The organism is Streptomyces sp. NPDC059564 (assembly GCF_042735575.1).
GTDB lineage: Bacteria > Actinomycetota > Actinomycetes > Streptomycetales > Streptomycetaceae > Streptomyces.
In genome coordinates this window covers 1-23,142 of sequence record NZ_JBHWBP010000070.1, presented here as the reverse complement: position 1 = coordinate 23,142, position 23,142 = coordinate 1, and the positions used below count along the sequence as shown (strand labels likewise).

Genomic DNA, 23,142 nt, shown 5'->3' with positions numbered 1-23,142 from the left:
CGCGGGTCAGAGGTCGGGAGGCCGGAGGTCGGGGGCCGCGGGTCGGGGTCGTCCCCGGTACGGGCCCTCAGGCGTGGGCGCCGCGCCCCGCGTTCGGGGGAGCTCCGGGCTGCGCGTGCGGTCCGGATCCCTCTTGGAGCCGGTAGCCGGATTCGCGTTCGGCGCGGGCTTCCACCGGGTGGCTGTTGGTGCGGGAGCCGAAGTTCCCGTAGCCCTGCATCTCGTGCGGGCGCAGGCCCCCCTCGGGGATCTCGACGGATTCCCGCTCCTCGCGCACCTCGTACACCGCACCGCCGTCGGGCAGGTGGGGCTGGCTCTCGGGCGTGGGGGGCGGGGGCTCGTGGTCGCGTACCCGGCGGCCCAGCGCGAAGCCACCGAGCAGGACTCCGACGACGCCGAGCCCGACGACCAGGAACCAGGCGATGTGGGCCAGGGTCGAGTCCGCCGCGAGGGAGATCAGGGTCGTGTTCATACACCCTATTTTCCCGCATTTGGTCAGATTTCGCGCAGTCGGCCGAAAGAATCTTCGAACCAGGGGGCGGACCCCGGAGGGATCCGGCCCCCTACCCCTTCGGCTACCCGATCGACGGACCCGTCACCTCAACGGCCCGTCCGAGTCCCGCAGCCCCTGCGCCTCCCGCCCGCCGAGCACCCCGAGGATCTCGGCGCAGATCGCGAGGGCCGTCTCCGCCGGGGTCCGGGCGCCGAGGTCCAGGCCGATCGGCCCGTGCACCCGCGCCAGCTCCGCCTCCCGCACCCCGGCCGCGACCAGCCCCTCGCGCCGCCGCGCGGTGGTCCGCCGGGAACCCAGCGCGCCGACGTACGGGATCCCCAGCGCGAGCGCCGTCCGCAGCGTCGGCACGTCGAACTCCGGCTCGTGGCTCAGCAGTACCAGGCAGGCCGCGTCCCGGTGGGCGGTCAGCGCCTTCTCCGCCTCGGCCGCGCCCGTCACCGTGACGGTCTCCCACCCCAGCAGCGCCGCCTGCGCCCCGATGACCCCGGCCAGTTCCCCGGCCCCGCCGATCACCACGTGCGGTGCCGACGGGTACGCCTCCACGAGCACCAGCCCCGACCCCCCGTACAGGGCGTCCCGCCCGGGCCGCCGCGTCCCGAGGAGTTCCCCGGCCCGCCGCTCGGCGTCGTCGCGCGGGGTCCCGCCGGCCCGCACGACCCGGCTCTCGGCCCGGTCGGCGGCCTCGTTCAGCCGCGTCACGAGCGCCACCCCGGCCCCCGTCCCGAGCAGCTCCCACCACTGCGCCGGTACCGCCGCGAGCGGCTGCAGCAGCACCTCGGCCTGCCCGCCGCAGGTCAGCCGGGCCAGGGCGGCCTCACCCGCTCCGACCGACAGCTCGCACACCCGGGCGGCCTCCCCGCCCCCGCCCAGCGCCGCGGCCTCCGCGACGAGCTCGGCGTCGAACACCCCCCGGTACAGGGCCCCCACGCACTCGCCCCGCGCGTCCACGAGCACGGCCCCGGCCGGATCCCGCGGCCCGAACCCCTGCTCGGTCACCGGCCGCGCCAGGAACGCGACCCGCCCCTCGGCCACCCACTGCCGTGCGGTCTCCGCCAGCCCACGCATCCGCCTCGCCCCATCCCGTACGCCCTGCCTTCCCGCAAAATGCCAGGTCAACGGCACAATGCGGCCTCACCGACCACCCTACGCACGCCCCCGCCCCCCACCCACCCCCCAAAACCCACAGACCCGGCCCCGTCCCCCTCGTACAGACCACCGGAAGTGGCCCGCAGACCGTCACCACGGAGAATCGAGTGAGCGGGCCCACCGTGTTCCCGGGTGGGCCGCCGAGTCGGGCGGCGCTGTGGAGAGGGAACCGGACGAACCGTGAAGACCTTGAGGCGCACCTTCCAGTCCCTGTCGGTGCGCAACTTCCGGCTGTTCGTCCTCGGGCAGCTGCTCTCGGTGACGTGCACCTGGATGATGGTCATCGCGCAGGACTGGCTGGTGCTGGAGCTGTCCGGGAACTCGGGCACCGCCCTGGGCGTGGTGACGGCGATGCAGTTCACGCCCGTCCTGCTGCTGACCCTGTACGGGGGTCGGCTGGCCGACCGCTACAGCAAGCGGCGCCTGTTGATGCTCGCCAACGGGGCTTCCGGGGTGCTCGCGCTGGCGCTGGGCCTGTGGGTGCTCCTGGGCGAGGTCCAGCTCTGGCACATCTGGCTGTTCGCCCTGGCCCTGGGCACCGTCAACTCGGTGGAGGCGCCGACCCGGATCTCGTTCGTCGGCGAGATGGTCGGCAGCGAACTCCTGCCGAACGCCTCCGCGATGAGCGCGGCGTACTTCAACGTCGCGCGGGTGGTGGGTCCGGCGATCGCTGGCTTCCTCATCGCCCGCCTCGACGTCGCGGCCGTCGTCCTGATCAACGCCGTGAGCTACCTGGGTACGGTGACCAGCGTCGCCCTGATGCGTCCGGCCGAACTGCACGTCCCCGCCGCCCGGCCGGCCAAGCCCCGGGTCGTGGACGGGCTGCGCTACATCGGCGGGCGCCCCGACCTGATGCTGCCGCTGGCGCTGGTCGGCGTACTGGGGCTGGCCGGGTTCAACTTCCAGCTGACGCTGCCCCTGCTGGCCAAGACGGAGTTCCACACCGACTCCACCGCCTTCGGCCTGCTGAGCAGCTCCCTCGCGGCGGGCTCCCTCATCGCCGCCTTCGTCACCACCGCCCGCCGGGGCCGGCCGACGGCCCTGGTGGTGACCGGCTCGGCGCTGGCCTTCGGCGCCACGGAGGCCGTCGCGGGCCTGGCCCCCACCCTGCCGGTGGCCTGCCTGCTGCTGATCCTGACCGGCTTCACGATGATGTACTTCGCCCAGGCCTCGAACCACCGCGTCCAGCTCGGCTCCGACCCGGCCTACCGGGGCCGCGTGATGGCCCTCTACACGGTGATCTTCCAGGGCACGACCCCGCTGGGCGCGCTCCTGACGGGCTGGCTCGCGGAACACTGGGGCCCCCGCTGGGCCCTCTCCACGGGCGGCCTCGTCTCCCTGGCCACGGCCACCCTCGCCCTGACGGCCCTGCCCGCCCTCACCCGCACCCCGGTCAGCACGGAGAGCGGAACGGTATGACGTCGCTCACGTGGCGTCGCCATTCGTCCGCCGTCAGGGCGTTCCGGGTGACGGCGCAGATCCGCTCGACGTCCCGGTCCGGGGCCAGGTTCCACAGCCTGATCACCTGGTCCGTGCCGGCGCTGGCCAGTGTGCGGCCGTCGGGGTTGAACGCGAGCGCGTAGACGGGTCCGGTGTGGCCCTCCAGCGGCTCTCCCCTGGCCGTCGGCCGCTTCGGGTCCGCGACGTCCCACAGGCGGACCGTCTTCTCCCCGCCACCGGTGGCCAGCGTCCGTCCGTCCGGGCTGAAGGCCATGGCGCCGATGGAGCCCGTGTGCCCGGTGAGTTTCCTCGGTTCCGTGGGGGTCTTGGGGTCGGAGACGTTCCGCAACCACACCGCGCCGTCCGCACCGGCACTGGCCAGGGTCCGGCCGTCCGGGCTGAAGGCCACCGCGTTGACGGGCCCGCCGTGCTCCTTCAGCGGCTCTCCCAGCGGCACGGCCCGGGTCCGGTCCCGTACGTCCCACAGCCGTACGCTCCCGTCGCCGTCGGCGGTCGCCAGGGTCCGGCCGTCCGGGCCGAAGTCGAGGGCGCCGATTCCGGCGGCGGTCTCGGTGAGGGGGCTGCCCAGGGTCCTGGGCTGGGAGGGGTCCGCGACGTCCCACAAGAGCACCGAGCCCTTTTCGCTGCTGGAGGTCAGGTCCTTCTCGCTGCCGGTGGCCAGCGTCTTGCCGTCCGGTGTGAAGTCCAGCGCGCAGCCCCCGCCGCCCAGGCCGGTCAGCTGCCGCAGTGCCTTCGGCTGCCGGGGGTCCGAGACGTCCCAGAGCAGGACCGTGTTGTCGCGGCTGCCGGTGGCGAGGACGCGGCCGTCCGGCCTGAACGCGAACGCGCACACGGTGTACGTGTGCCCGGTGAGCGGCGGACGCAGGGCGACGGGGCGGGTGGGAGAGGAAACGTTCCACCACTGCACCGTCTTGTCGAAGTGCCCGCTGACCAGGGTGTGCCCGTCCGGGCTGAACGCGAGGGAGTCGACGATGTCGGGAAAGGAGTAGCCAAGGGTCCGGCCCGTCAGGATGCGGTCCGGGAGGTCCCAGAACCTCACGGCCGTTCCCCCGTCCGTACTGACCAGCGTGTGGCCGTCCGGGCTGAACACCAGCGCCTCGGTGGTGTACTTCTGGCCGGTCAGTGGTGGGCCGAGGGACGCCGGAGCGGTGCGGTCCGACATGTTCCACAGCCGGATCCCCAGGTCACCGGACGCGGAGGCCAGCGTGCGTCCGTCGCGGCTGAAGGCGAGGAACGTGACACCTCCCGTCAGGCCGGTCACCGGGCTGCCCAGGGGCTTGAGCTCCTTCAGGTCCTTCAGGTCCGCGACGTCCCACACCCGCAGTGTCCCCTCCGAGCTGCCCCCGACCAGGGTGTGGCCGTCCGGGCTGAGCACCAGCTGCTTCACCGTCCCGGGATCACCGGTCAGGGGCAGGCGAACGGCCTTGGGCCGCCGAGGATCCGAGACGTCCCACAGCAGGGCCGCGTTCGCGCTGCTGCCGGTGAACAGGGCGCGGCCGTCCGGAGCGAACGTCAGCTGGCGGACGTACTCGGCGCCCTCCACGGCTTGTCCGAGGAGCGCGGGCTTGGCGGGATCGGCCACGTCCCACAGCCGCAGCCCGGGGTCGGTGATCGGCGCAACTCCGCTGCTGGGGTAGCTCCCCGTCGCCAGCGTGCGGCCGTCAGGGCTGAACTTCACGGCCCGCACGGCCCCGGCGGTCTTCTCGAAGCCGGGCAGCGGCTGACCCAGGGACCTGGGCCGGGCCGGGTCCGACACGTCCCACAGCCGCACCGTGCGGTCGTAGCTGCCGGTCACCAGGGTGCGCCCGTCCGGTGAGAAGTCCAGGGCGCACACGACGTTGCCGAACCCGGTCAGCGCTTCCCCCAGGGGCTTGGGCCGGGCCGGGTCCGCGACGTCCCACAGCCGCACCGTGTAGTCGTGGCTGCCGGTGGCCAGGACGCGGCCGTCCGGACGGAACGCCGTCGCGCAGACCGTGTCCCGGTGACCGGGTACGGACGTCGCCAGCGGGGCGTTCGCGGCGGTGACCAGACGGGAGTAGGTGCCGGGGGCCGGGTTCATCCGGTGCGCGACCAGCGTGAGCTGGGCGGCCAGGGACACGTCCGTGGCGCGCAGCCGGTCCGCCTCGGCGAGTACCTGGTTGTAGAGGACCAGGTCACGCTGGCGCTCGGCCTCGTGCTGCTGGCCCCGCGCCTCGCGCTGCTGCTGGAAGGCGGCGACGGCGCCGACCGTGGCGAGCAGCGCGAGCACGGTGAGGACGGCGGTGACCGCGGCCCGCAGGCGGGTCCCGCGACGCCGGGCGCGCGTGGCGGTGCGCAGGAAATCCCGGGCCACGGGGCTCAGTTCGCCCACCCGGGCGGCGGTGGCCCAGGCCGTGGCGTTCTCCAGGCGGCTGCCCCGGTACAGCAGCGACGCCTCGCGGTCGCCGCGGTGCCACGCCCGGGCCGCGTCCTCCAGGTTCTGGTGGATCAGCCGGTCGGCGCGGTCCTCGTCGATCCAGCCCTTCAGCCGGGGCCAGCCGCGCAGCAGCGCCTCGTGGGTGATCTCGACGGTGTCCTGCTCCACGGTGAGCAGGCGCGCCCTGGTGAACGCCTCCAGGGCCAGCGCCGTCCCGGGCCCGTCGGCGCTCGTGGCGATGAGCTCGGCGCGGGGCATGCGCCGCCGGGTGTCCTCGGTCCCGTCGCCGATCCGGACCAGCCGCAGGAACAGCGACCGGGACAGGCGCCGGCCGGTGTCGTCCAGCGCCCGGTAGACGTCGTTCGCGGTGGTGGCGATGGCGTTCCGGATGCCTCCGGTGTCCTGGTAGCCCTGCACCGTCAGGACGTGGCCGTTGCGCTGCTGCCAGCAGGCCCGCAACGCGTGCGCGAGGAGGGGCAGCCGGCCGGCCTCGTAACCGTCGGCCGCGTCGGAGGCGGCGCCCCGTACGGCGCCCAGATCGCGCAGCAGCACCTCCTCCAGACCGGGTTCGACCTCGAGGTGCAGGGCCTGGGCGGGGTAGCGGATCGCGGCGCGCAGCTCGGGCTCCGACATCGGCCCGACGACCAGGGGCATGTCCTCCAGCGCCGCCCGCAGCCGCGGCCGGTCGACGCAGGCGGTGTAGAAGTCCGCGCGCAGCCCCAGCACGACGAGGACGGCGGGCGCCGCGGCGTCGTCCGGCGGGGCATCGGCCCGGGCCCCCGCCATACGGGCGAGCAGGTCGATGAAGGTACGGCGTTGCCGTTCCTCCGTGCACAGGGTGAACAGTTCCTCGAACTGGTCCACCACCAGCACCACCCGGGATCCCGCGCGCGGGGCCGGAAGCAGAGTGGCCATCAACCGCCGCGGATCGGCGGTGAGTTCCGCCTCCACCGCGTCGGCATCCGCGACCGTCAACGCCGCGATCCGGCTGGCCAGGGCCCGCACGGGCTCGGCCGTCGGCGTGAGGACCAGCTTCGGCCAGCGCTCCGACCCCGGCAGGGTCCCCTGAGCGAGGCGCGGCAGCAGCCCGGCCCGGAGCAGGGAGGTCTTCCCGGCCCCGGACGGAGCCACGACCATCTGCATCCCGCCGGTGCCGAGGCGCTGGTCGAGGCGGGCCGTCAGCTCCGCCACGAGCCGGTCCCGCCCGAAGAACCACCGCGCGTGCCGCCCCTCGAACGCCGCCAGTCCCGGGTACGGGCATTCCGGTACGGGTGTACGGGCCACGGTGCGCCGCCGGGTGCCGAGGCCGTCGGCGGAGGTGTGGGTGACGTTCACGTCCCGGCCCGCCATGGTGACGGAGGCCCCTTCGGCGGCATGCGCCTCAAGGTGTACGGCCTCGCCCCGGGTGGCCTCGCCCCGGGTGACCTCGCCCCGGGTGGCCTCGCCCGGGGTGGGCTCGCCCGGGCCGTGCTCACCCCGGTTCCCCCGGGCGCCCGTCGCGTCCGGGTCCGGGGCCCCGTTCCCGCCGGAGCTCATCGGCCGGTCTCGGTGATGTGGACGTCCCGTCCGGCCTGGACGATCCGGCTGCCGTCCGACCCGGTCGCGTTCATCGTGATCACCGTTCCCGTCCCGTCCGGCGCGGGCTCCAATTCGGCCAGCAGCCGACGCAGTTCCGCGGCCAGCGCCGGGTCCTCCGCCAGGAGCCGGCGCAGCCGGAACTGCCAGTGCCCGATCAGCCCCCGCTCGCTCTCCGCGTCCCCGTCCCGCCTGGCGTCGAGCACCTCCGCGCGGGCCTCCGCCAGCTCGGCCTCGACGGTCTCCACGCGTTCGGGATGCACCCGCCGCCACAGCTCGCCGAGTGCGGTCTGTACGCGCTGCCAGCCGGTGGTCGCCAGTTCGTTCACCACTGCCGTGGCCGCCGACGCGGCCAGCGCCGTCAATTCCGGGTCCATGCCGGGCCTCCCGTGTGCCCTCGGCTCTTCCATCGGATCAGGCGCCCTGAAAGATCATGGCGCAGAGCAGGGTCGCCCCGTCGTTCATCAACCAGGACCAGTAGCGGGTCTGATCGCCTTGTGCGCGGCGGCAGTTGCTGGTGTTGGCGCCCGCGGGGGCCTGGTAGACGCCCGTGATGTGCATGATCTGGTTGTACCCGGAGGGGACTTGGGCCGCACGGCAGTCGACCATGGTCATCGAGCCGAGATTGATGCTGTCGCCCGACTGCTTGGCGAGCATGCAGTAGTTCGGGTGGTAGACGCCGTTGAGGCAGAGCCTCGTGGTCCGGCCGCTGCTCGTGGACTGGTACGTCCACTGCGTTTTGTCCGCGCCGGTGGGACAGCTGCCGTCGGTGACGCGGCTCACCCAGACGTGCGCGCGCTCGCTGGCGCAGGGCACGGCGTCGGGCGGCACCCGCGCGCTCCACTTGATGTAGTCGCCGCCTTCGCCGGTGTCGTACACGGGGAGGCAGTCGCCCGCCGATACGGCCCTGAAGACCGCTTCGGTCGGATCCGGGGTGGGCGTGGGCGTGGGCGAGGCGCTCTCGGGTGTTTCCTCGGGCGGGCTCGGCGGAGTGCTCTCGTGCGTCCTCTCGGCGGTCGGCTGCGGGGTGCTGCTCGCGGCAAGACCTCCGCCGCCGCCCGCGCCCCCGCCGCTCGTGCCGCCGCCCGCGCTGGTTCCCGTAGAGGGGACGGAACCGCCGGCCCCGGCGCTCACGGACGACGCGCCGGAAGAGCCGGAAGAACCCGTGCCGGACGTGTCGTCGGAGTCCCAGGGCTTCCCGATGAGGAGCGCCACAGCGATCAGAGCGGCCACGACGGCGAAGGCGTACCCGCCCGACGAAGAGGTGGACGATCCGCTGCGCCCGCGCTGTTCCCCCAGCCGTGCGGCGCTCCGCGCCAGCTTGCGGAGTTCCTCCTCCCGGCGCCTGCGGGCCTCCTCGGCCTGCTGCTCCCTTTCCCGGCGTGCGGCCCGCTCGCGGGAGTGGAGGAGCGTGGGCACCGGCGGGGGCAGCGGCCGGTCCGGCCCGCCCGCCGCCGTCGCCGTCCGGTCCGTGCCCAGCGCCCGCCCGTGCGCCTCGTAGGCCTCGATCATCGCCTTCCACTCCACCGGCAGCCAGCGCTGGTCCCGCCGCCGGGCACGCCGTTCCTGCATCTCCAGGCTCTGCGCCAGGAGGTGGGCCGGCTTGGGCCGGTCGCCCGGGTCGAGCGCCAGGCACGGGCTGATCAACGGGTCCAGCGGACCGGGCAGTCCCGCCAGGTCGACCAGGCCGCCCTGGACCAGGGCCAGGAGCGGAACGGGGCCGTCCACCTGCCGGTAGGGCAGGCGGCCGACGGCGAGGTAGAAGAGGGTCACCCCCAGCGAGTACACGTCCGACGCCTCGGTCGAGTGCTCACCGCGCGCCTGTTCCGGCGAGGTGAAGGCGATCGTGCCGAGCGTCAGGGTCGTGCGGGTCTGGTCGGCGGCGTGCGAGATGCCGAAATCTATGAGGAGGGGACCGGTCAGGGGCAGCAGGACGTTCTGCGGCTTGACGTCCCGGTGGATGACCCCCTTGCCGTGCAGGGCCAGCAACGCCTGTACGGTGCCTGCCGCGATGGAGGGCACCGCCCAGTCCGCCAGCGGTCCGGAGTCCCGGACGAGGTCGGACAGCGCGGGCGCCGGAACGTACTCGATGGCCATCCAGGGCCGCGCCGCCCGCGGGTCGGCGTCGAGCACCCGGGCCGTGTACGTGCTGTCGATCCGCTGCGCCAGCTGCACCTCCCGGGCGAACCGCTGCCGGTCCGTCGGGCTGACGACGCCCTCGGCGAGCAGCGTCTTGACCGCGACGAGCGGACCGCCCGCCGTGGAGCGCGCGAGATAGATCCGTCCCATGCCGCCCGATGCGAGCCGCCACAGCAGGCGGTAGCCGCCCAGGTGAGTGGGATCGTCGGCGGCCAGACGGTCAATTCCAATGCCGGACATGTACGCCCCCTCGTCGATCCCGGATATCCGAAACCCGGCCTAGCGCCGGCATGAGGCGGCGAGGATCAGAAAGAGGACCAGGATTCCCAGCATCGGCAGACATCCGACGGCTCCGCTCGGGTCTTTCCCGTTCACCTCCACACTCCCGCCCGGGGGAATTCCGGGGTGGTGCGTGGCGTAGTGCTGGATTTGCTGTTCCTCGCTCTGCGACTCGCTCAGCCACGCCGTCTTGTAACCGCACTCTCCGCACCAGTGGCGGTATGCCATGTCGACTCCTCACGCACCTTCGCCGGACCCGCGTCCGTGCACCACCGATGCTGCTGCCCGTGCCGCCGGCCGGACAGGACACGGAACCGGCCACATGTGACCGGTGCGCGAGGTAGGCTCGCCGCCGTCCGTATCCGCAGGCAGAGAGGGCGCCGAAGTGGCGGATCAGCTCGGGACGCTGTTACGCCGACTGCGCACGGAGTCGGGGCTGACACAGGAGGAGTTGGCGGAGCGGGCGAAGGTGAGCGTCCGCACCATCCGCCGGCTGGAGAACAACTCGTCCACCGATCACCGGTTGACGACGGTGTACCTGGTCGCGGACGCGCTGGGGGCCGGGCCGGAGGACCGCCGGGCACTGGCGGCGACCCTGGCGAAGACGGAGCCGGGCCCCGAATCGCAATCCACACCGGCCGCGGAACGACCCGCCGAAACACCCGCCGAAACACCCGCCGAATCATCCAACGTGACATCCGGCGAACCACCCGCCGAGATATCCGCCGCACCCATCCCGGATTCATTTCCCGACCGGCGGCGAATGCCGGGCGTACTGGCGGAGGCGGCCGAGGAGCTGGCGCGGGAAGTCCGGCGCCGATGGCGGCTCGAAGAGGAACAGCGCCGGGTCCACGATCCGTACGCGCTGCCGGTGCGATGGCAGTCGGCCCCCGCAAAGCTGACGGACCGTCCGGAGAACATCCAGCAGCTCCCCCCGGGCGTCGCGCCGAGCCGGGTGAACCTGGACGGTGATCTACGCGACGCGGCCAAGGTCTACCGCCGGATCACGTCGGGCCGGCTCGTCGTCCTCGGCCGGGCCGGGTCGGGCAAGTCGATCCTGACCATCCGGCTCGCCCTGGACCTCCTGGACGCCTCGGCCCCCGCGGACCCGGTACCGGTGATCTTCAGCCTCGGATCCTGGGACCCGACGGCCACCGAGCTGCGCGACTGGCTGGCCGACCGGCTGCTGCGCGACCACCCCCACCTGGTGCAGCGGGTGCACAACGGGCCGACGCTGGCCGCCGCGCTCGTCGGAGCCGACCTGATCCTGCCGGTCCTGGACGGGTTCGACGAGATCGCCGAAGGCCTGCGGGCCGATGCGCTCAGGGCACTCAACGCCACCTCGCTGCGGCTCGTCCTGACCAGCCGCCGCGCGGAGTTCGCCGAGGCGGTCCACACCGTGGAGGCCCCGCTGGTCTCGGCCGCGGGCATCGAACTCGTCGACCTCACCCCGGGCGACCTCACGGACTACCTCCCCCGAACCGCCCGGCCCGTCACCACACGGGGAGGCACCCAGGACCCGAACACCGGCGTATGGGACCGCGTCCTGGAGGCCCTGCACACCCAGGACACCGAGGGGGCCAGGAACCTCGCCGGAGTCCTCAGCACCCCCCTGATGGTCATCCTGGCGCGGACGATCTACAGCGACGCGGCCGGTGCGGACCCGGAGGACCTGCTGAACACCACCCGCTTCCCCACCGAACACGCCCTCGAGGAGCACCTCCTGGCGGGCTTCGTCCCCACCCTCTACCGGCGCCGCGCCCCCGTCCGTACCGCCCACGGCGGCCATCCGCCCCGGCAGCCCGACCGCGACCCCGAGCGGGTCCGGCGGTGGCTCGGCTACCTCGCCCACCACCTGGTCAGCGTCGACGAGCTCGACCAGCAGGACCTCGCCTGGTGGCGCATCGGCGACTCGCTGCGCCGCTCGACGCGCGTCCTCGCCGTAGCGCTGACCTGCGCGCTGTCGGTCACCGTGGCCGAGTGGTTCGTCGGCCTGATCGCCCACCAGCTCGGAGCCGCCGTCGCGGCGGGCGTCGGCCAGGTCTTCTTCGAAGGAGCCCTGCTGGGACCGATCGCCGGCCTGGCCTTCGGAACCGTGTACTGGCTCATGTCGAGGTTCGGCGGAATAACCTTCGAACCGGCCCACGTACGGCTACGGCTGCCCGGAACCCGCCACCGCACCCGCGTTGGGAGCGGGCCGGTCCGCGCCTTCACCTCGCGCTTCGGGGCCGTGCTGCCCGGTGGATTCGTGATGGGCGCCGGATGCGCGTGCGCGCTCACGCTGGAACGCGTGCTGTACGACGTCATCCCGCTCACCAGCGCCGCGGTGATCGACGCCACGCTCACGAACGTCCTGGCCTTCGGGCTGATCTTCGCCTCGGCGGTCGGAGTGGTCTTCGGGCTCATGGCCGTGTTCGAGGCGCCGCTGGACATCGCCTCCGCGGCCACTCCGGTCAGCCTGCTGTCGGCCAACCGTGCGACGGTCCGCCGTCAGGTCATCGTGCTCGTACCGGCCCTCACCCTGGCGATCGCGCTCGGCGGCGGCCTCGTCGTCCAAGTGATCGGGCCGCTCGTCGGACCGCTGAACTGGCCCCTGCCGGACGCCCTCTTCATCGGAGCGGTGGGCGGGCTCGGCGGCGCGTTCTGCTACGCCCTGGGGTTCACCGCCTGGGGACAGTGGGTCATCCTCACCCGCGTCTGGCTGCCGCTGACCGGCAAGCTGCCCTGGAACGCGGCCGAGTTCCTCGACGACGCCTACGGGCGGGGAGTCCTGCGCCAGACCGGCGCGGTCTACCAGTTCCGCCACAGCCGGCTCCAGCACCATCTGGGCGACGCCTACCGCCGCCACCACACCGACTACACCCCGGCCCGCTTCGTAGCCCCGACACCCGCCGACACAACCGGCAGCGCGGACTAGCGCGTTCATCCCGTAGTTTCAGGGTCATGATCAGACGCATACGCGGTGTCGTCCTGCCCGAGCGCGTCGAGCGCACGTTCTGGATCGACGGTGAACGGTTGAGGACCGAGCCGCCCGCCGCCGCGGCGTCGAAGCACGTCGAGACGGTGGTGGACGGCGGCTGGCTCCTGCCGGGGCTCGTCGACGTCCATACGCATCCGGGGGCCGAGGGTCCCGAAGACGGGTTCGACGAGGCCTTGCTGCGCAAGCATTTGAAGGCGCACGCCGACGCCGGGGTGCTCCTGGTCCGGACGCCGGGAACCGCGGACCGGATGCCCGCATGGGTGGACACGGAAGCCGATCTGCCCCGCGTCCGCTCGGCGGGCCGGTGGCTGGCGACCCCCGGCCGCTTCTTCCCCGGGGCGGGACGGGACATCGGCGAGGACGAGCTGGCGGAGGCCGCGGTCGAGGAAGCGACGGCGTCGTCGGGCTGGTGCAAGGTGATCGGGGACTGGCGATGGGACGAGCCCGCCGTACCCCTGGACGTCCTGAAGGCGACCGTCGAAGCCGTGCACGCCGTCGGTGGACGGGTCGCGGTGCACTGCCAGACCGGCGAGGGCTCGCGCAACGCCGTCCTGGCCGGAGCCGACAGCCTCGAACACGGAATGCACCTGGACCCGGAGCTCCTGGACCGGATGGCCGCCCAGGGGACCGCGTACGTGCCGACGCTCTCGGCGTTCGCCGGAAGCGTCGAGGCCTGGCAGGGGCGCGAACCCAGCGCGCGGCGCTCCGACTGGCTCGACGGCTGGCGGGGAATGGTCGGCAACGTCCGCGCGGCGCACGAAGCGGGGGTCATCGTCCTCGCCGGAACGGACAGCTTCCCCTGCGGCACGGTGGCCACGGAATCCGGGCGCCTCCTGCGGGCGGGAATGCCGGCCGAAGCAGCCCTCGGGGCCGCCTCGTGGACCGCCCGCGACTGGCTCGGCCTGCCCGGCCTGACCGACGGCGCACCCGCCGACCTCGTCGCCTACGCCGAAGACCCCACCGCCGCCCCCGAAACCCTCGGCCGCCCCCAGCGCGTGATCCTGCGGGGCCGGGTACTGCGCTGACGGCCAAGCCTGACCGGACGACCGACAGCTCCTGCGGCCGCGCACGCTCCGCAGGAGCCGTCATACGGCTGCCCGGCACGGCAGTTGGCCGCACAAACGCGAAGACCCCGTCTCAGCGAACTCGCTGATGGCGGGGTCTTGGGCACTTCCTGCGAAGTGCCCCCGGCAGGATTCGAACCTGCGCACACGGCTCCGGAGGCCGTTGCTCTATCCCCTGAGCTACGGGGGCGCGTCGTCCGCGTTGCGGCGACGGGTTGAACACTACCAGCTTCGGCGGGGTGATCAGGAACCGATTTGGGCGGGAGGAGGAGGTCGGTCGCCCGGAGGGGGTGGAAGTGGCGAAAACCCGGACGCGGGGGCTTAGGGCAACCTACTCTCGAGTTGTGCCAGGCGCCTCGGGCCGGGTGCTTGTTGTCGACGACAACAAGGTCATCCGGCAGCTGATCAAGGTCAATCTCGAGCTGGAGGGCTTCGAGGTCGTGACCGCGAACGATGGTGCCGAGTGTCTGGACATCGTCCACCGCGTGCGTCCCGATGCGATCACCCTTGATGTGGTCATGCCCCGGCTGGACGGGTTCGGGGCGGCCGCGCAGTTGCGGGCCGATCCGCGGACGCGGCACCTGCCCGTCGCCATCGTCAGCGCCTGCACGCAGCACGAGGTCGAGGCCGGCATCGCCGCCGGCGTCGACGCGTTCGTCGCCAAGCCCTTCGAGCCCGCCGAGCTGGTACGCGTCGTACGCAGGCTCGTCGAGCGGAAGGACCGCCGCGAGCGGAAGGGCGGCGCTCCCGCCGGCAGAGGGCTCTGAGGGAGCGGTCGTTCCGCGTACCTGTTCACATGGCGAAACCCGATGCGGGCACAGGGGCCTTCTCCCCTAGGCTGGGTTCCGTGATCCCCGCCGACCTCTCTCGTGCCGTCGTACGCGCCGTACGCCGTGCCGTCGAGGGCGGTGAGCTGGGCGGACCCGTGCCCGAGCGGATCGTCGTCGAACGGACCCGCCCCGGCGGCGCGGGGGAGTACGCCACCCCCGTCGCCTTCCAGATGGCGAAGCGGGACGCCCGCGCCCCCCGCGACGTGGCGGACACCCTGGCCCGGCTCCTCGCCGCGGAGCCCGGGATCGCCCGCGTGGAGATCACCGGCGCCGGGTTCCTGAACTTCACCCTCGCCCCCCGCTCCGACGCCGACCTCGTACGGGAGGTCCTGCGCCGCGGCCACCGCTACGGGTACGCCGACACCGCCGTCCACCCCGACCCCCTCCGCTGGGCCCCCACCGTCGGGCCGCGCGAGCGGGCGGTGCGCGAGGCCGTCGCCCGGATCAGGGCCAGCCAGGGCCAGGACCAGGACCTGGGGGAAGCGGCCGTGGCCCCCGTCGCCCGGCGCGACGGCGACGTGATCGCCGTCTACGGACGGGACGCCGCCCGCTGGGCCATGCTCAGCGTCCCGCCCCGCGAGACCCCCTCCTTCCACCCAGGCCTCCTCGTCCAGGACGAGTCCAGCGAATCGTTCCTGGTCCGCTACGCCCACGCCCGCGCCCGGGCCCTCACCCGCAACGCCGCCCGCCTCGGGTTCCAGGCGGACGCCGGTGAAGGCGGGGGAAAGGCACTGACCGGCCTGCTCGCCGATCACCCCCTCGTCCTCGAAGCCGCCGCGCACCACCGGGCGCCCGAGCGGCTCTGCCGGCACCTCGTCGCCGTCGCCGACGCGCTCCTCGACCACCAGCACCACGTCCTGCCCCAAGGGGACGAGAAACCCTCGGCCGCCCACCGTGCCCGGCTGGCCCTCGCCGAAGCCGCCGGGACGGTGCTGGCCGGTGGCCTCGCCCTGCTCGGCGTAGACGCACCCGACTTCCTGTGACCCGCGAAGAGAGATTCCGATGAGCCGTTCCGCGCACCCCGCCGGGCCCCGCCACGCCGACGTCCTGCCCGAGGGCCACTACGCCCCGCCGCCCGCCGACCTCAACGTGCTGGACGAGAAGGTCTGGGCGCGCACGGTCACCCGCGACGACGACGGCGTGGTGACCGTCGGCGGCATCGAAGTGACCCGGCTCGCCGAGGAGTTCGGCACGCCCGCCTACTTCCTCGACGAAGAGGACTTCCGCGCCCGCTGCCGCGCCTGGGCGCACGCCTTCGGAAAGGACGCGGACGTCTTCTACGCCGGAAAGGCGTTCCTCTCCAAGGCCGTCGTGAAGTGGCTGAAGGAAGAAGGACTGAACCTCGACGTCTGCTCCGGCGGCGAGCTCGCCACCGCGCTCGCCGCCGAGATGCCCGCCGAGCGGATCGCCTTCCACGGGAACAACAAGTCCGAGGCCGAGATCCGGCGGGCCGTCGAGGCCGGCGTCGGCCGCATCGTCCTCGACTCCTTCCAGGAGATCGCCCGCGTCGCGCACATCGCCCGCGAACTGGGCGTGCGCCAGCCCGTGCAGATCCGCGTGACGGTGGGCGTGGAAGCGCACACGCACGAGTTCATCGCGACCGCCCACGAGGACCAGAAGTTCGGCATCGCCGTCGCCGACGGCTCCGCCGCCGAAGCCGTACGGCGGGCCCTGGGCCACGAGAGCCTGGACCTCCTCGGCGTCCACTCCCACATCGGCTCCCAGATCTTCGACATGGCCGGTTTCGAGGTGTCCGCCAAGCGGGTGATCCGGCTGCTGGCCGCCGTGCGCGACGAGCACGGCGTGGAACTCCCCGAGATCGACCTCGGCGGCGGCCTCGGCATCGCCTACACCTCCGCCGACGACCCCCGCGAGCCCCACGAGATCGCCAAGGCCCTCACCGAGATCGTCGCGCGGGAGTGCGAGAGCGCCGGGCTCAAGGCGCCCCGCATCTCCGTCGAGCCCGGCCGCGCGATCGTCGGCCCCACGGCGTTCACCCTGTACGAGGTAGGGACGATCAAGCCCCTCGAAGGGCTGCGCACGTACGTCTCCGTCGACGGCGGCATGTCCGACAACATCCGCACCGCGCTCTACGACGCCGAGTACGGGGTCACCCTCGTCTCCCGCGTCTCCGACGCCGAGCCCATGCTCGTCCGCGTCGTCGGCAAGCACTGCGAGAGCGGCGACATCGTGGTGAAGGACGCGTTCCTGCCGGCCGACCTCGCGCCCGGGGACCTCCTCGCCGTACCGGCCACCGGGGCGTACTGCCGCTCCATGGCCAGCAACTACAACCACGCGCTGCGCCCGCCCGTCGTCGCCGTGCGCGACGGGCAGGCGCGGGTGATCGTCCGGCGCGAGACGGAGGAAGATCTCCTGCGTCTCGACCTCGGATGATTCCCATATTTCTGGGGAAAGCCCCAGGACCCCCAAAATAGGTATCTCAACGGGCGTCTCATTCAATGGACCGAGGATGGAAAGTCCTGTCCATTGAGTGAGACTGGTTCAGGACCCGCGCGCATCCGCGCACGGGTTACGGATGGAAGATCGAAAGGCGTAGGTCGAATGATGCGTACGCGTCCGCTGAAGGTGGCGCTGCTGGGCTGTGGAGTGGTCGGCTCAGAGGTGGCGCGCATCATGACGACGCACGCCGACGATCTGACAGCCAGGATCGGCGCGCCCGTCGAACTCGCCGGCGTGGCTGTGCGCCGTCCCTCCAAGGTGCGCGAGGGCATCGATCCGGCGCTGATCACCACCGACGCGACCGCCCTCCTCAAACGCGGCGACATCGACGTGGCCATCGAGGTCATCGGCGGCATCGAGCCCGCCCGCACCCTGATCACCACCGCCTTCGAGAACGGCATCTCCGTCGTCTCCGCGAACAAGGCGCTGCTCGCCCAGGACGGCGCCGCGCTGCACGCCGCCGCCGAGGCGCACGGCCGGGACCTCTACTACGAGGCCGCCGTCGCGGGCGCCATCCCGCTGGTCCGCCCCATGCGCGAGTCCCTCGCCGGCGACAAGATCAACCGTGTGATGGGCATCGTCAACGGCACGACGAACTTCATCCTCGACAAGATGGACTCGACCGGCGCCGGCTACCAGGAGGCCCTCGACGAGGCCACCGCCCTCGGGTACGCCGAAGCGGACCCGACCGCCGACGTCGAGGGCTACGACGCCGCCGCCAAGGCCGCGATCCTGGCCGGCATCGCCTTCCACACCCGCGTCCGCCTCGACGACGTCTACCGCGAGGGCATGACCGAGGTCAGCGCCGCGGACTTCGCCTCCGCCAAGCGCATGGGCTGCACCATCAAGCTCCTCGCGATCCTGGAGCGCGCCGCCGACGGCCAGTCCGTCACGGCCCGCGTGCATCCGGCGATGATCCCGCTCAGCCATCCGCTCGCCTCCGTCCGCGAGGCGTACAACGCCGTCTTCGTCGAGGCCGAGGCGGCCGGGCGGCTCATGTTCTACGGGCCCGGCGCGGGCGGCGCTCCGACCGCGTCCGCGGTCCTCGGAGACCTCGTCGCGGTCTGCCGCAACAAGCTCGCCCAGGCAACGGGGCCCGGCGAGTCGGCGTACACCCAGCTGCCGGTCAGCCCCATGGGGGACGTCGTCACCCGCTACCACATCAGCCTCGATGTGGCGGACAAGCCGGGCGTCCTCGCCCAGGTGGCGACGACCTTCGCGGAGCACGGTGTCTCCATTGACACCGTCCGCCAGCAGGGCAAGGACGGCGAGGCCTCCCTCGTCGTCGTCACCCACCGCGCGCCCGACGCCGCCCTTTCCGGGACCGTCGAGGCGCTGCGGAAGCTGGACACCGTGCGCGGTGTCGCCAGCATCATGCGTGTTGAAGGGGAGTAAGGACCCATGAGCAGCAATCGCACCCACCAGTGGCGCGGCATCATCGAGGAGTACCGGGACCGCCTGCCGGTCACGGACACGACTCCCGTGGTCACGCTCCGCGAGGGTGGCACTCCCCTCGTCCCCGCCCAGGTGCTCTCCGAGCGCACCGGCTGTGAGGTGCACCTCAAGGTAGAGGGCGCGAACCCCACGGGGTCCTTCAAGGACCGCGGCATGACCATGGCCATCACCAAGGCCAAGGAGGACGGCGCCAAGGCCGTCATCTGCGCCTCGACGGGCAACACCTCCGCCTCCGCCGCCGCGTACGCGGTGCGCGCCGGCATGGTGTGCGCGGTCCTCGTGCCCCGCGGCAAGATCGCGCTCGGCAAGATGGGCCAGGCGCTCGTGCACGGCGCCAAGATCCTGCAGGTTGACGGCAACTTCGACGACTGCCTGGACCTGGCCCGCGCGCTGTCCGACAACTACCCGGTGGCGCTGGTCAATTCCGTCAACCCGGTGCGCATCGAGGGCCAGAAGACGGCCGCGTTCGAGATCGTGGACGCGCTCGGCGACGCCCCCGACATCCACGTGCTGCCCGTCGGCAACGCCGGCAACATCACCGCGTACTGGAAGGGCTTCAAGGAGTACAAGGCCGACGGCCTGGCCTCCCGTACGCCCCGTGTGTGGGGTTTCCAGGCCTCCGGCTCCGCGCCGATCGTGCGCGGCGAGGTCGTCAAGGAGCCGCACACCATCGCCACCGCGATCCGCATCGGCAACCCGGCCTCCTGGGACTACGCGCTGGCCGCGCGGGACGAGTCGGGCGGCTTCATCGACGAGGTGACGGACCGCCAGATCCTGTCCGCCTACCGGCTGTTGGCCGCGCAGGAGGGCGTCTTCGTCGAGCCCGCCTCGGCCGCTTCGGTGGCCGGTCTGCTGAAGGCCGCCGAGCTGGGCCTGGTCGACCCCGGCCAGAAGATCGTGTGCACCGTCACCGGCAACGGCCTGAAGGACCCCGACTGGGCGGTCGCCGGCGCTCCGCAGCCGGTCACCATTCCGGTGGACGCCGAAGCCGCGGCAGCCCGCCTCGGCCTGATCTGACCCCGGGCCGGGGGCCCCAACGCCCCGGTGGCCCGATGCCCCGTTGCCGGATTCCGGAAGCCTTCGGAATCCGGCGACGGGGCCCCGTACGACACGGAAGTCAAGGCGGTCCGGCGGGAAGGCCGCGACACGCATCGTGCGCCTCCTGTGCGCCCTATGTCGCGAGAGAACCTTCCTTCGATACGCTGTACTTACATCCGCCACCGCGCATATGACGCGGTGCTGCCCCAAGGGCCTTCGGGTGTCGTACGTTCTCCAGTACATTCGCAGCGAAGATCCCGCACCGACACCAGATCTCGCACAGTCACAAGGAGTGTCATCGACCGATGGCAGGTCCAGCGTTCCGCGCCGCCGCCGTACGAGTGCGCGTCCCCGCCAGCAGTGCCAACCTCGGCCCGGGCTTCGACGCCCTCGGGCTGGCCCTGGGGCTCTACGACGACGTGGTCGTCCGCGTCGCCGACTCCGGCCTGAACATCGACATCGCGGGCGAGGGTGCCGACACCCTCCCGAGGGACGAGAGCCACCTCCTCGTACGTTCCATGCGCACCGCCTTCGACCTGCTGGGCGGGCAGCCGCGCGGCCTCGAGGTCGTCTGCGCCAACCGCATTCCGCACGGCCGGGGCCTCGGCTCCTCCTCCGCCGCGATCTGCGCCGGCATCGTCGCCGCCCGCGCCGTGACCATAGGCGGCGAGGCCAAGCTCGACGACGCGGCGCTGCTGGAGCTCGCCACCGAGATCGAGGGCCACCCCGACAACGTCGCCGCCTGTCTGCTCGGCGGTTTCACCCTGGCCTGGATGGACGGGGGCAGCGCCAAGGCGATCCGGATGGACCCCGCGGATTCCATCGTTCCGGTGGTCTTCGTCCCGTCCAAGCCGGTCCTGACCGAGACCGCGCGGGGTCTGCTGCCGCGCACCGTGCCGCATGTGGACGCGGCCGTGAACGCGGGCCGCGCGGGCCTGCTCGTGGAGGCCATGACCAGGCGTCCCGAGCTCCTGCTGCCCGCCACCGAGGACCGCCTGCACCAGGAGTACCGGTCCCCGGCGATGCCCGAGAGCGTGGCGCTCGTGGGCCGGCTGCGGGCGGACGGGATCCCCGCGGTCATCTCCGGCGCGGGCCCCACGGTCCTCGCGCTGGTCGACAACGACGCGGCCGACAAGGTCGCGCAGCTCGCGGGCGAAGGATGGGCGGCCAACCGGCTCGCCCTCGACGCCGCGGGCGCGAGCGTCCTTCCGCTGGGTGCCCAGGGCGGCCAGTCCGTGTCGTGACGACACGGCCCGCCGGGGGCGGGCGGCCGGGCAGGCCGCCCCACCCCGGAAGGGGCGATTGCCGGTGATTGAGAGGGGGAATGTCTGTTGGATCCGGTAGTGTTAGTCTCAAGTGCGCATCCGAAGCCGCCATGGCTCGGTGCTCAGTGTCCCCATCCGGGACCACCTTTCTTCCGGGAGCCTCCCCGACTGCTTTGATCGCAGCCAGCAGTTTCGAGCACGCTCCGGAATCGGCGTGACATTCCCACGCTTCCAGCTCGGGGGCTTCTCGCCGGAAACACCCACGCACGTTTCTCTCCGCCGTACATCTATCGGCGGACCACCGCCCCGGCTGCGGCCCATGACCCATCAAGTCATGGTCCGACGTCGGACAGCACAACCGGTCGCCGAGCCAGACAGGCCGACGTCCGCTCCAGGGAAGGACCCTTCGTGAGCGACACCACCGATCTGATGGGCGCTGCCGACACCAACGTCGACACCAGTGCCCCCGCCGCGGGCGCCGCACCCAAGCGTCGCCGCTCCGGCACCGGCCTCGAGGGCATGGTCCTGGCCGAGCTGCAGCAGGTCGCGTCGGGCCTCGGAATCAGGGGCACCGCGCGGATGCGCAAGAGCCAGCTGATCGAGGTCATCAAGGAGGCGCAGGGCGGCAGTGCCCCCAAGGCCGCGGCCCCCGCCGCCGCCGACGCCGCCGAGGCCAAGCCGAAGCGCCGTACCACCAGCAAGGCCCGTACGGGCGAGGCCGCCGCTCCGGCGCCGGCCGAGAAGCCCGCCGTGCAGGCGCAGATCGACATCCCGGGCCAGCCCGCCAGCGAGGACGCCGCGCCGGCCGGCGAGCGTCGCCGCCGTCGTGCCACCGCCCCCTCCGGCAGTCCGGAGTCCTCGGCCCCTGCCGTCGTGCAGGTCGAGCAGAAGACCGAGACCGCTCCGCCCGTCCAGGCCGAGCCGAAGGCCGAGTCCGTGGCCGTCACCGCCCCGGCCCAGGGTGGCCAGGCGCAGGAGGCCGGCGAGGGCCGGACCCGCCGCGACCGCCGTGACCGCGGCGAGCGCACCGAGCGGGGCGAGCGTCAGCAGGGCCGCCGCGAGCGCGGCGCCAAGACCGAGGACCAGGGCCAGGGCGGCCAGGCCCAGGCCGGGCAGAGCCAGGGTCAGGCCCAGGGTCAGGCCCAGGGCCAGGGCGGCCAGGGTCAGGGCGGCGGCCGCCAGGACCGCGCCGACCGTCAGGACCGCGCCGACCGTCAGCAGCAGGGCGGCCGGGGTCAGGGCCAGCAGGGTCGTCAGGACCGTCAGGACAACGGCCCCCAGGACGACTTCGACGGTGAGGACGGCCGTCGCGGCCGTCGCGGCCGTTACCGCGACCGCCGTGGCCGTCGTGGCCGCGACGAGTTCGCGCCGAACGAGCCGCAGGTCGCCGACGACGACGTGCTGATCCCCGTCGCGGGCATCCTCGACATCCTCGACAACTACGCGTTCATCCGGACCTCGGGCTACCTGCCCGGCCCGAACGACGTGTACGTCTCCCTCGCCCAGGTCCGCAAGGCCGGTCTGCGCAAGGGTGACCACACCACCGGTGCGGTCCGTCAGCCCAAGGACGGCGAGCGCCGCGAGAAGTTCAACGCCCTCGTGCGTCTGGACTCGGTGAACGGCATGGCGCCCGAATCCGGCCGCGGCCGCCCGGAGTTCCAGAAGCTGACCCCGCTCTACCCGCAGGACCGGCTCCGCCTGGAGACCGACCCGGGCGTGCTGACCACCCGCATCATCGACCTCGTGTCGCCGATCGGCAAGGGCCAGCGCGGTCTGATCGTGGCCCCGCCGAAGACCGGCAAGACCATGATCATGCAGGCGATCGCCAACGCGATCACCACGAACAACCCCGAGTGCCACCTGATGGTCGTCCTGGTCGACGAGCGTCCGGAAGAGGTCACCGACATGCAGCGGTCGGTCAAGGGCGAGGTCATCTCCTCGACCTTCGACCGCCCGGCCGAGGACCACACCACCGTCGCCGAGCTGGCCATCGAGCGCGCCAAGCGTCTCGTCGAGCTGGGTCACGACGTGGTCGTCCTGCTGGACTCGATCACCCGTCTGGGCCGCGCGTACAACCTCGCCGCCCCCGCCTCCGGCCGCATCCTGTCCGGTGGTGTCGACTCGACCGCGCTGTACCCGCCGAAGCGCTTCTTCGGTGCCGCGCGCAACATCGAGGACGGCGGCTCGCTGACCATCCTGGCCACCGCGCTGGTCGACACCGGCTCGCGCATGGACGAGGTGATCTTCGAGGAGTTCAAGGGCACCGGCAACATGGAGCTCAAGCTCGACCGCAAGCTCGCCGACAAGCGCATCTTCCCGGCCGTCGACGTCGACCCGTCGGGCACCCGCAAGGAGGAGATCCTCCTCAACGCGGAGGAGCTCGCCATCGTCTGGAAGCTGCGCCGGGTGCTGCACGCGCTCGACTCGCAGCAGGCGATCGAGCTGCTGCTCGACAAGATGAAGCAGACGAAGTCGAACGCCGAGTTCCTGATGCAGATCGCCAAGACGACCCCGGCCGGCAAGAACGACGACTGACCGGGT

General features: G+C 72.5%; 16 protein-coding genes and 1 tRNA gene. 10 read left to right on the top strand and 7 right to left on the bottom strand.

From position 1 onward, the window contains the following. Positions 1 to 67 precede the first annotated feature (67 nt). Positions 68 to 472, bottom strand: coding sequence for a DUF6479 family protein (locus ACFV0Q_RS15260; RefSeq protein WP_385005322.1), 405 nt, complete (start codon positions 470 to 472; stop codon positions 68 to 70). Positions 473 to 595: 123 nt separating this feature from the next. Next, complete coding sequence (locus tag ACFV0Q_RS15255) at positions 596 to 1,579, bottom strand: XdhC family protein (protein WP_385005320.1); 984 nt, start codon at positions 1,577 to 1,579, stop codon at positions 596 to 598. Between the two features lie 261 nt (positions 1,580 to 1,840). Between ACFV0Q_RS15255 and ACFV0Q_RS15250 the strand changes: the two genes are divergently transcribed. Then, entirely contained in the window at positions 1,841 to 3,079 is a 1,239-nt protein-coding gene (locus ACFV0Q_RS15250) for an MFS transporter (RefSeq protein WP_385005318.1), read from the top strand. On the opposite strand, the gene ACFV0Q_RS15245 is transcribed toward ACFV0Q_RS15250, so the two are convergent. Genes ACFV0Q_RS15245 through ACFV0Q_RS15230 form a run of 4 tightly spaced genes read right to left on the bottom strand, consistent with a single transcriptional unit; the run spans position 3,054 to position 9,737 of the window. Beyond that, a complete protein-coding gene (locus ACFV0Q_RS15245; protein ID WP_385005316.1) occupies positions 3,054 to 7,052 on the bottom strand; it encodes an AAA family ATPase in 3,999 nt (1,332 codons plus the stop codon). The genes ACFV0Q_RS15250 and ACFV0Q_RS15245 overlap by 26 nt on opposite strands. After that, positions 7,049 to 7,468 (bottom strand): hypothetical protein, encoded by a 420-nt coding sequence (locus ACFV0Q_RS15240; RefSeq protein WP_385005314.1) that lies wholly within the window; start codon positions 7,466 to 7,468, stop codon positions 7,049 to 7,051. Before ACFV0Q_RS15240 ends, ACFV0Q_RS15245 begins: the two co-directional genes overlap by 4 nt. 37 nt (positions 7,469 to 7,505) lie before the next feature. Beyond that, on the bottom strand, positions 7,506 to 9,470 hold the full coding sequence (locus tag ACFV0Q_RS15235) for a serine/threonine-protein kinase (RefSeq protein ID WP_385005312.1): 1,965 nt from the start codon (positions 9,468 to 9,470) through the stop codon (positions 7,506 to 7,508). A 39-nt stretch (positions 9,471 to 9,509) separates the two neighbouring features. After that, a complete protein-coding gene (locus tag ACFV0Q_RS15230) occupies positions 9,510 to 9,737 on the bottom strand; it encodes a hypothetical protein (protein WP_385005310.1) in 228 nt (75 codons plus the stop codon). Between the two features lie 157 nt (positions 9,738 to 9,894). Here ACFV0Q_RS15230 and ACFV0Q_RS15225 point away from each other — a divergent pair, with 157 nt between their 5' ends. Both ACFV0Q_RS15225 and ACFV0Q_RS15220 read left to right on the top strand, forming a co-directional pair. Then, on the top strand, positions 9,895 to 12,426 hold the full coding sequence (locus ACFV0Q_RS15225) for a helix-turn-helix domain-containing protein (protein WP_385005308.1): 2,532 nt from the start codon (positions 9,895 to 9,897) through the stop codon (positions 12,424 to 12,426). Positions 12,427 to 12,452: 26 nt separating this feature from the next. Next, a complete protein-coding gene (locus ACFV0Q_RS15220; RefSeq protein ID WP_385005306.1) occupies positions 12,453 to 13,514 on the top strand; it encodes an amidohydrolase family protein in 1,062 nt (353 codons plus the stop codon). A 157-nt stretch (positions 13,515 to 13,671) separates the two neighbouring features. Here the strand turns inward: ACFV0Q_RS15220 and ACFV0Q_RS15215 are convergent. Beyond that, positions 13,672 to 13,743 (bottom strand) — tRNA-Arg (locus ACFV0Q_RS15215). Between the two features lie 106 nt (positions 13,744 to 13,849). Between ACFV0Q_RS15215 and ACFV0Q_RS15210 the strand changes: the two genes are divergently transcribed. The 7 genes from ACFV0Q_RS15210 (at position 13,850) to rho (ending at position 23,136) form a co-directional block, all read left to right on the top strand. Beyond that, positions 13,850 to 14,320 (top strand): response regulator, encoded by a 471-nt coding sequence (locus tag ACFV0Q_RS15210; protein ID WP_266576337.1) that lies wholly within the window; start codon positions 13,850 to 13,852, stop codon positions 14,318 to 14,320. 80 nt (positions 14,321 to 14,400) lie between these two features. Further along, positions 14,401 to 15,366, top strand: a complete 966-nt coding sequence (nrtL, locus tag ACFV0Q_RS15205; protein ID WP_385005304.1) for an ArgS-related anticodon-binding protein NrtL — start codon at positions 14,401 to 14,403, stop codon at positions 15,364 to 15,366. Between the two features lie 19 nt (positions 15,367 to 15,385). Beyond that, positions 15,386 to 16,777: a diaminopimelate decarboxylase gene (gene lysA / locus ACFV0Q_RS15200; protein ID WP_385005302.1), complete on the top strand. Its 1,392-nt coding sequence runs from the start codon at positions 15,386 to 15,388 to the stop codon at positions 16,775 to 16,777. A 171-nt stretch (positions 16,778 to 16,948) separates the two neighbouring features. Further along, positions 16,949 to 18,238 (top strand): homoserine dehydrogenase, encoded by a 1,290-nt coding sequence (locus ACFV0Q_RS15195; RefSeq protein WP_385005336.1) that lies wholly within the window; start codon positions 16,949 to 16,951, stop codon positions 18,236 to 18,238. A 6-nt stretch (positions 18,239 to 18,244) separates the two neighbouring features. Continuing rightward, positions 18,245 to 19,315 (top strand): threonine synthase, encoded by a 1,071-nt coding sequence (gene thrC / locus ACFV0Q_RS15190; RefSeq protein ID WP_385005300.1) that lies wholly within the window; start codon positions 18,245 to 18,247, stop codon positions 19,313 to 19,315. Positions 19,316 to 19,641: 326 nt separating this feature from the next. Further along, positions 19,642 to 20,580, top strand: coding sequence for a homoserine kinase (gene thrB / locus ACFV0Q_RS15185; RefSeq protein ID WP_385005298.1), 939 nt, complete (start codon positions 19,642 to 19,644; stop codon positions 20,578 to 20,580). Between the two features lie 429 nt (positions 20,581 to 21,009). Then, on the top strand, positions 21,010 to 23,136 hold the full coding sequence (rho, locus tag ACFV0Q_RS15180) for a transcription termination factor Rho (RefSeq protein WP_385005296.1): 2,127 nt from the start codon (positions 21,010 to 21,012) through the stop codon (positions 23,134 to 23,136). Positions 23,137 to 23,142 lie beyond the last annotated feature (6 nt).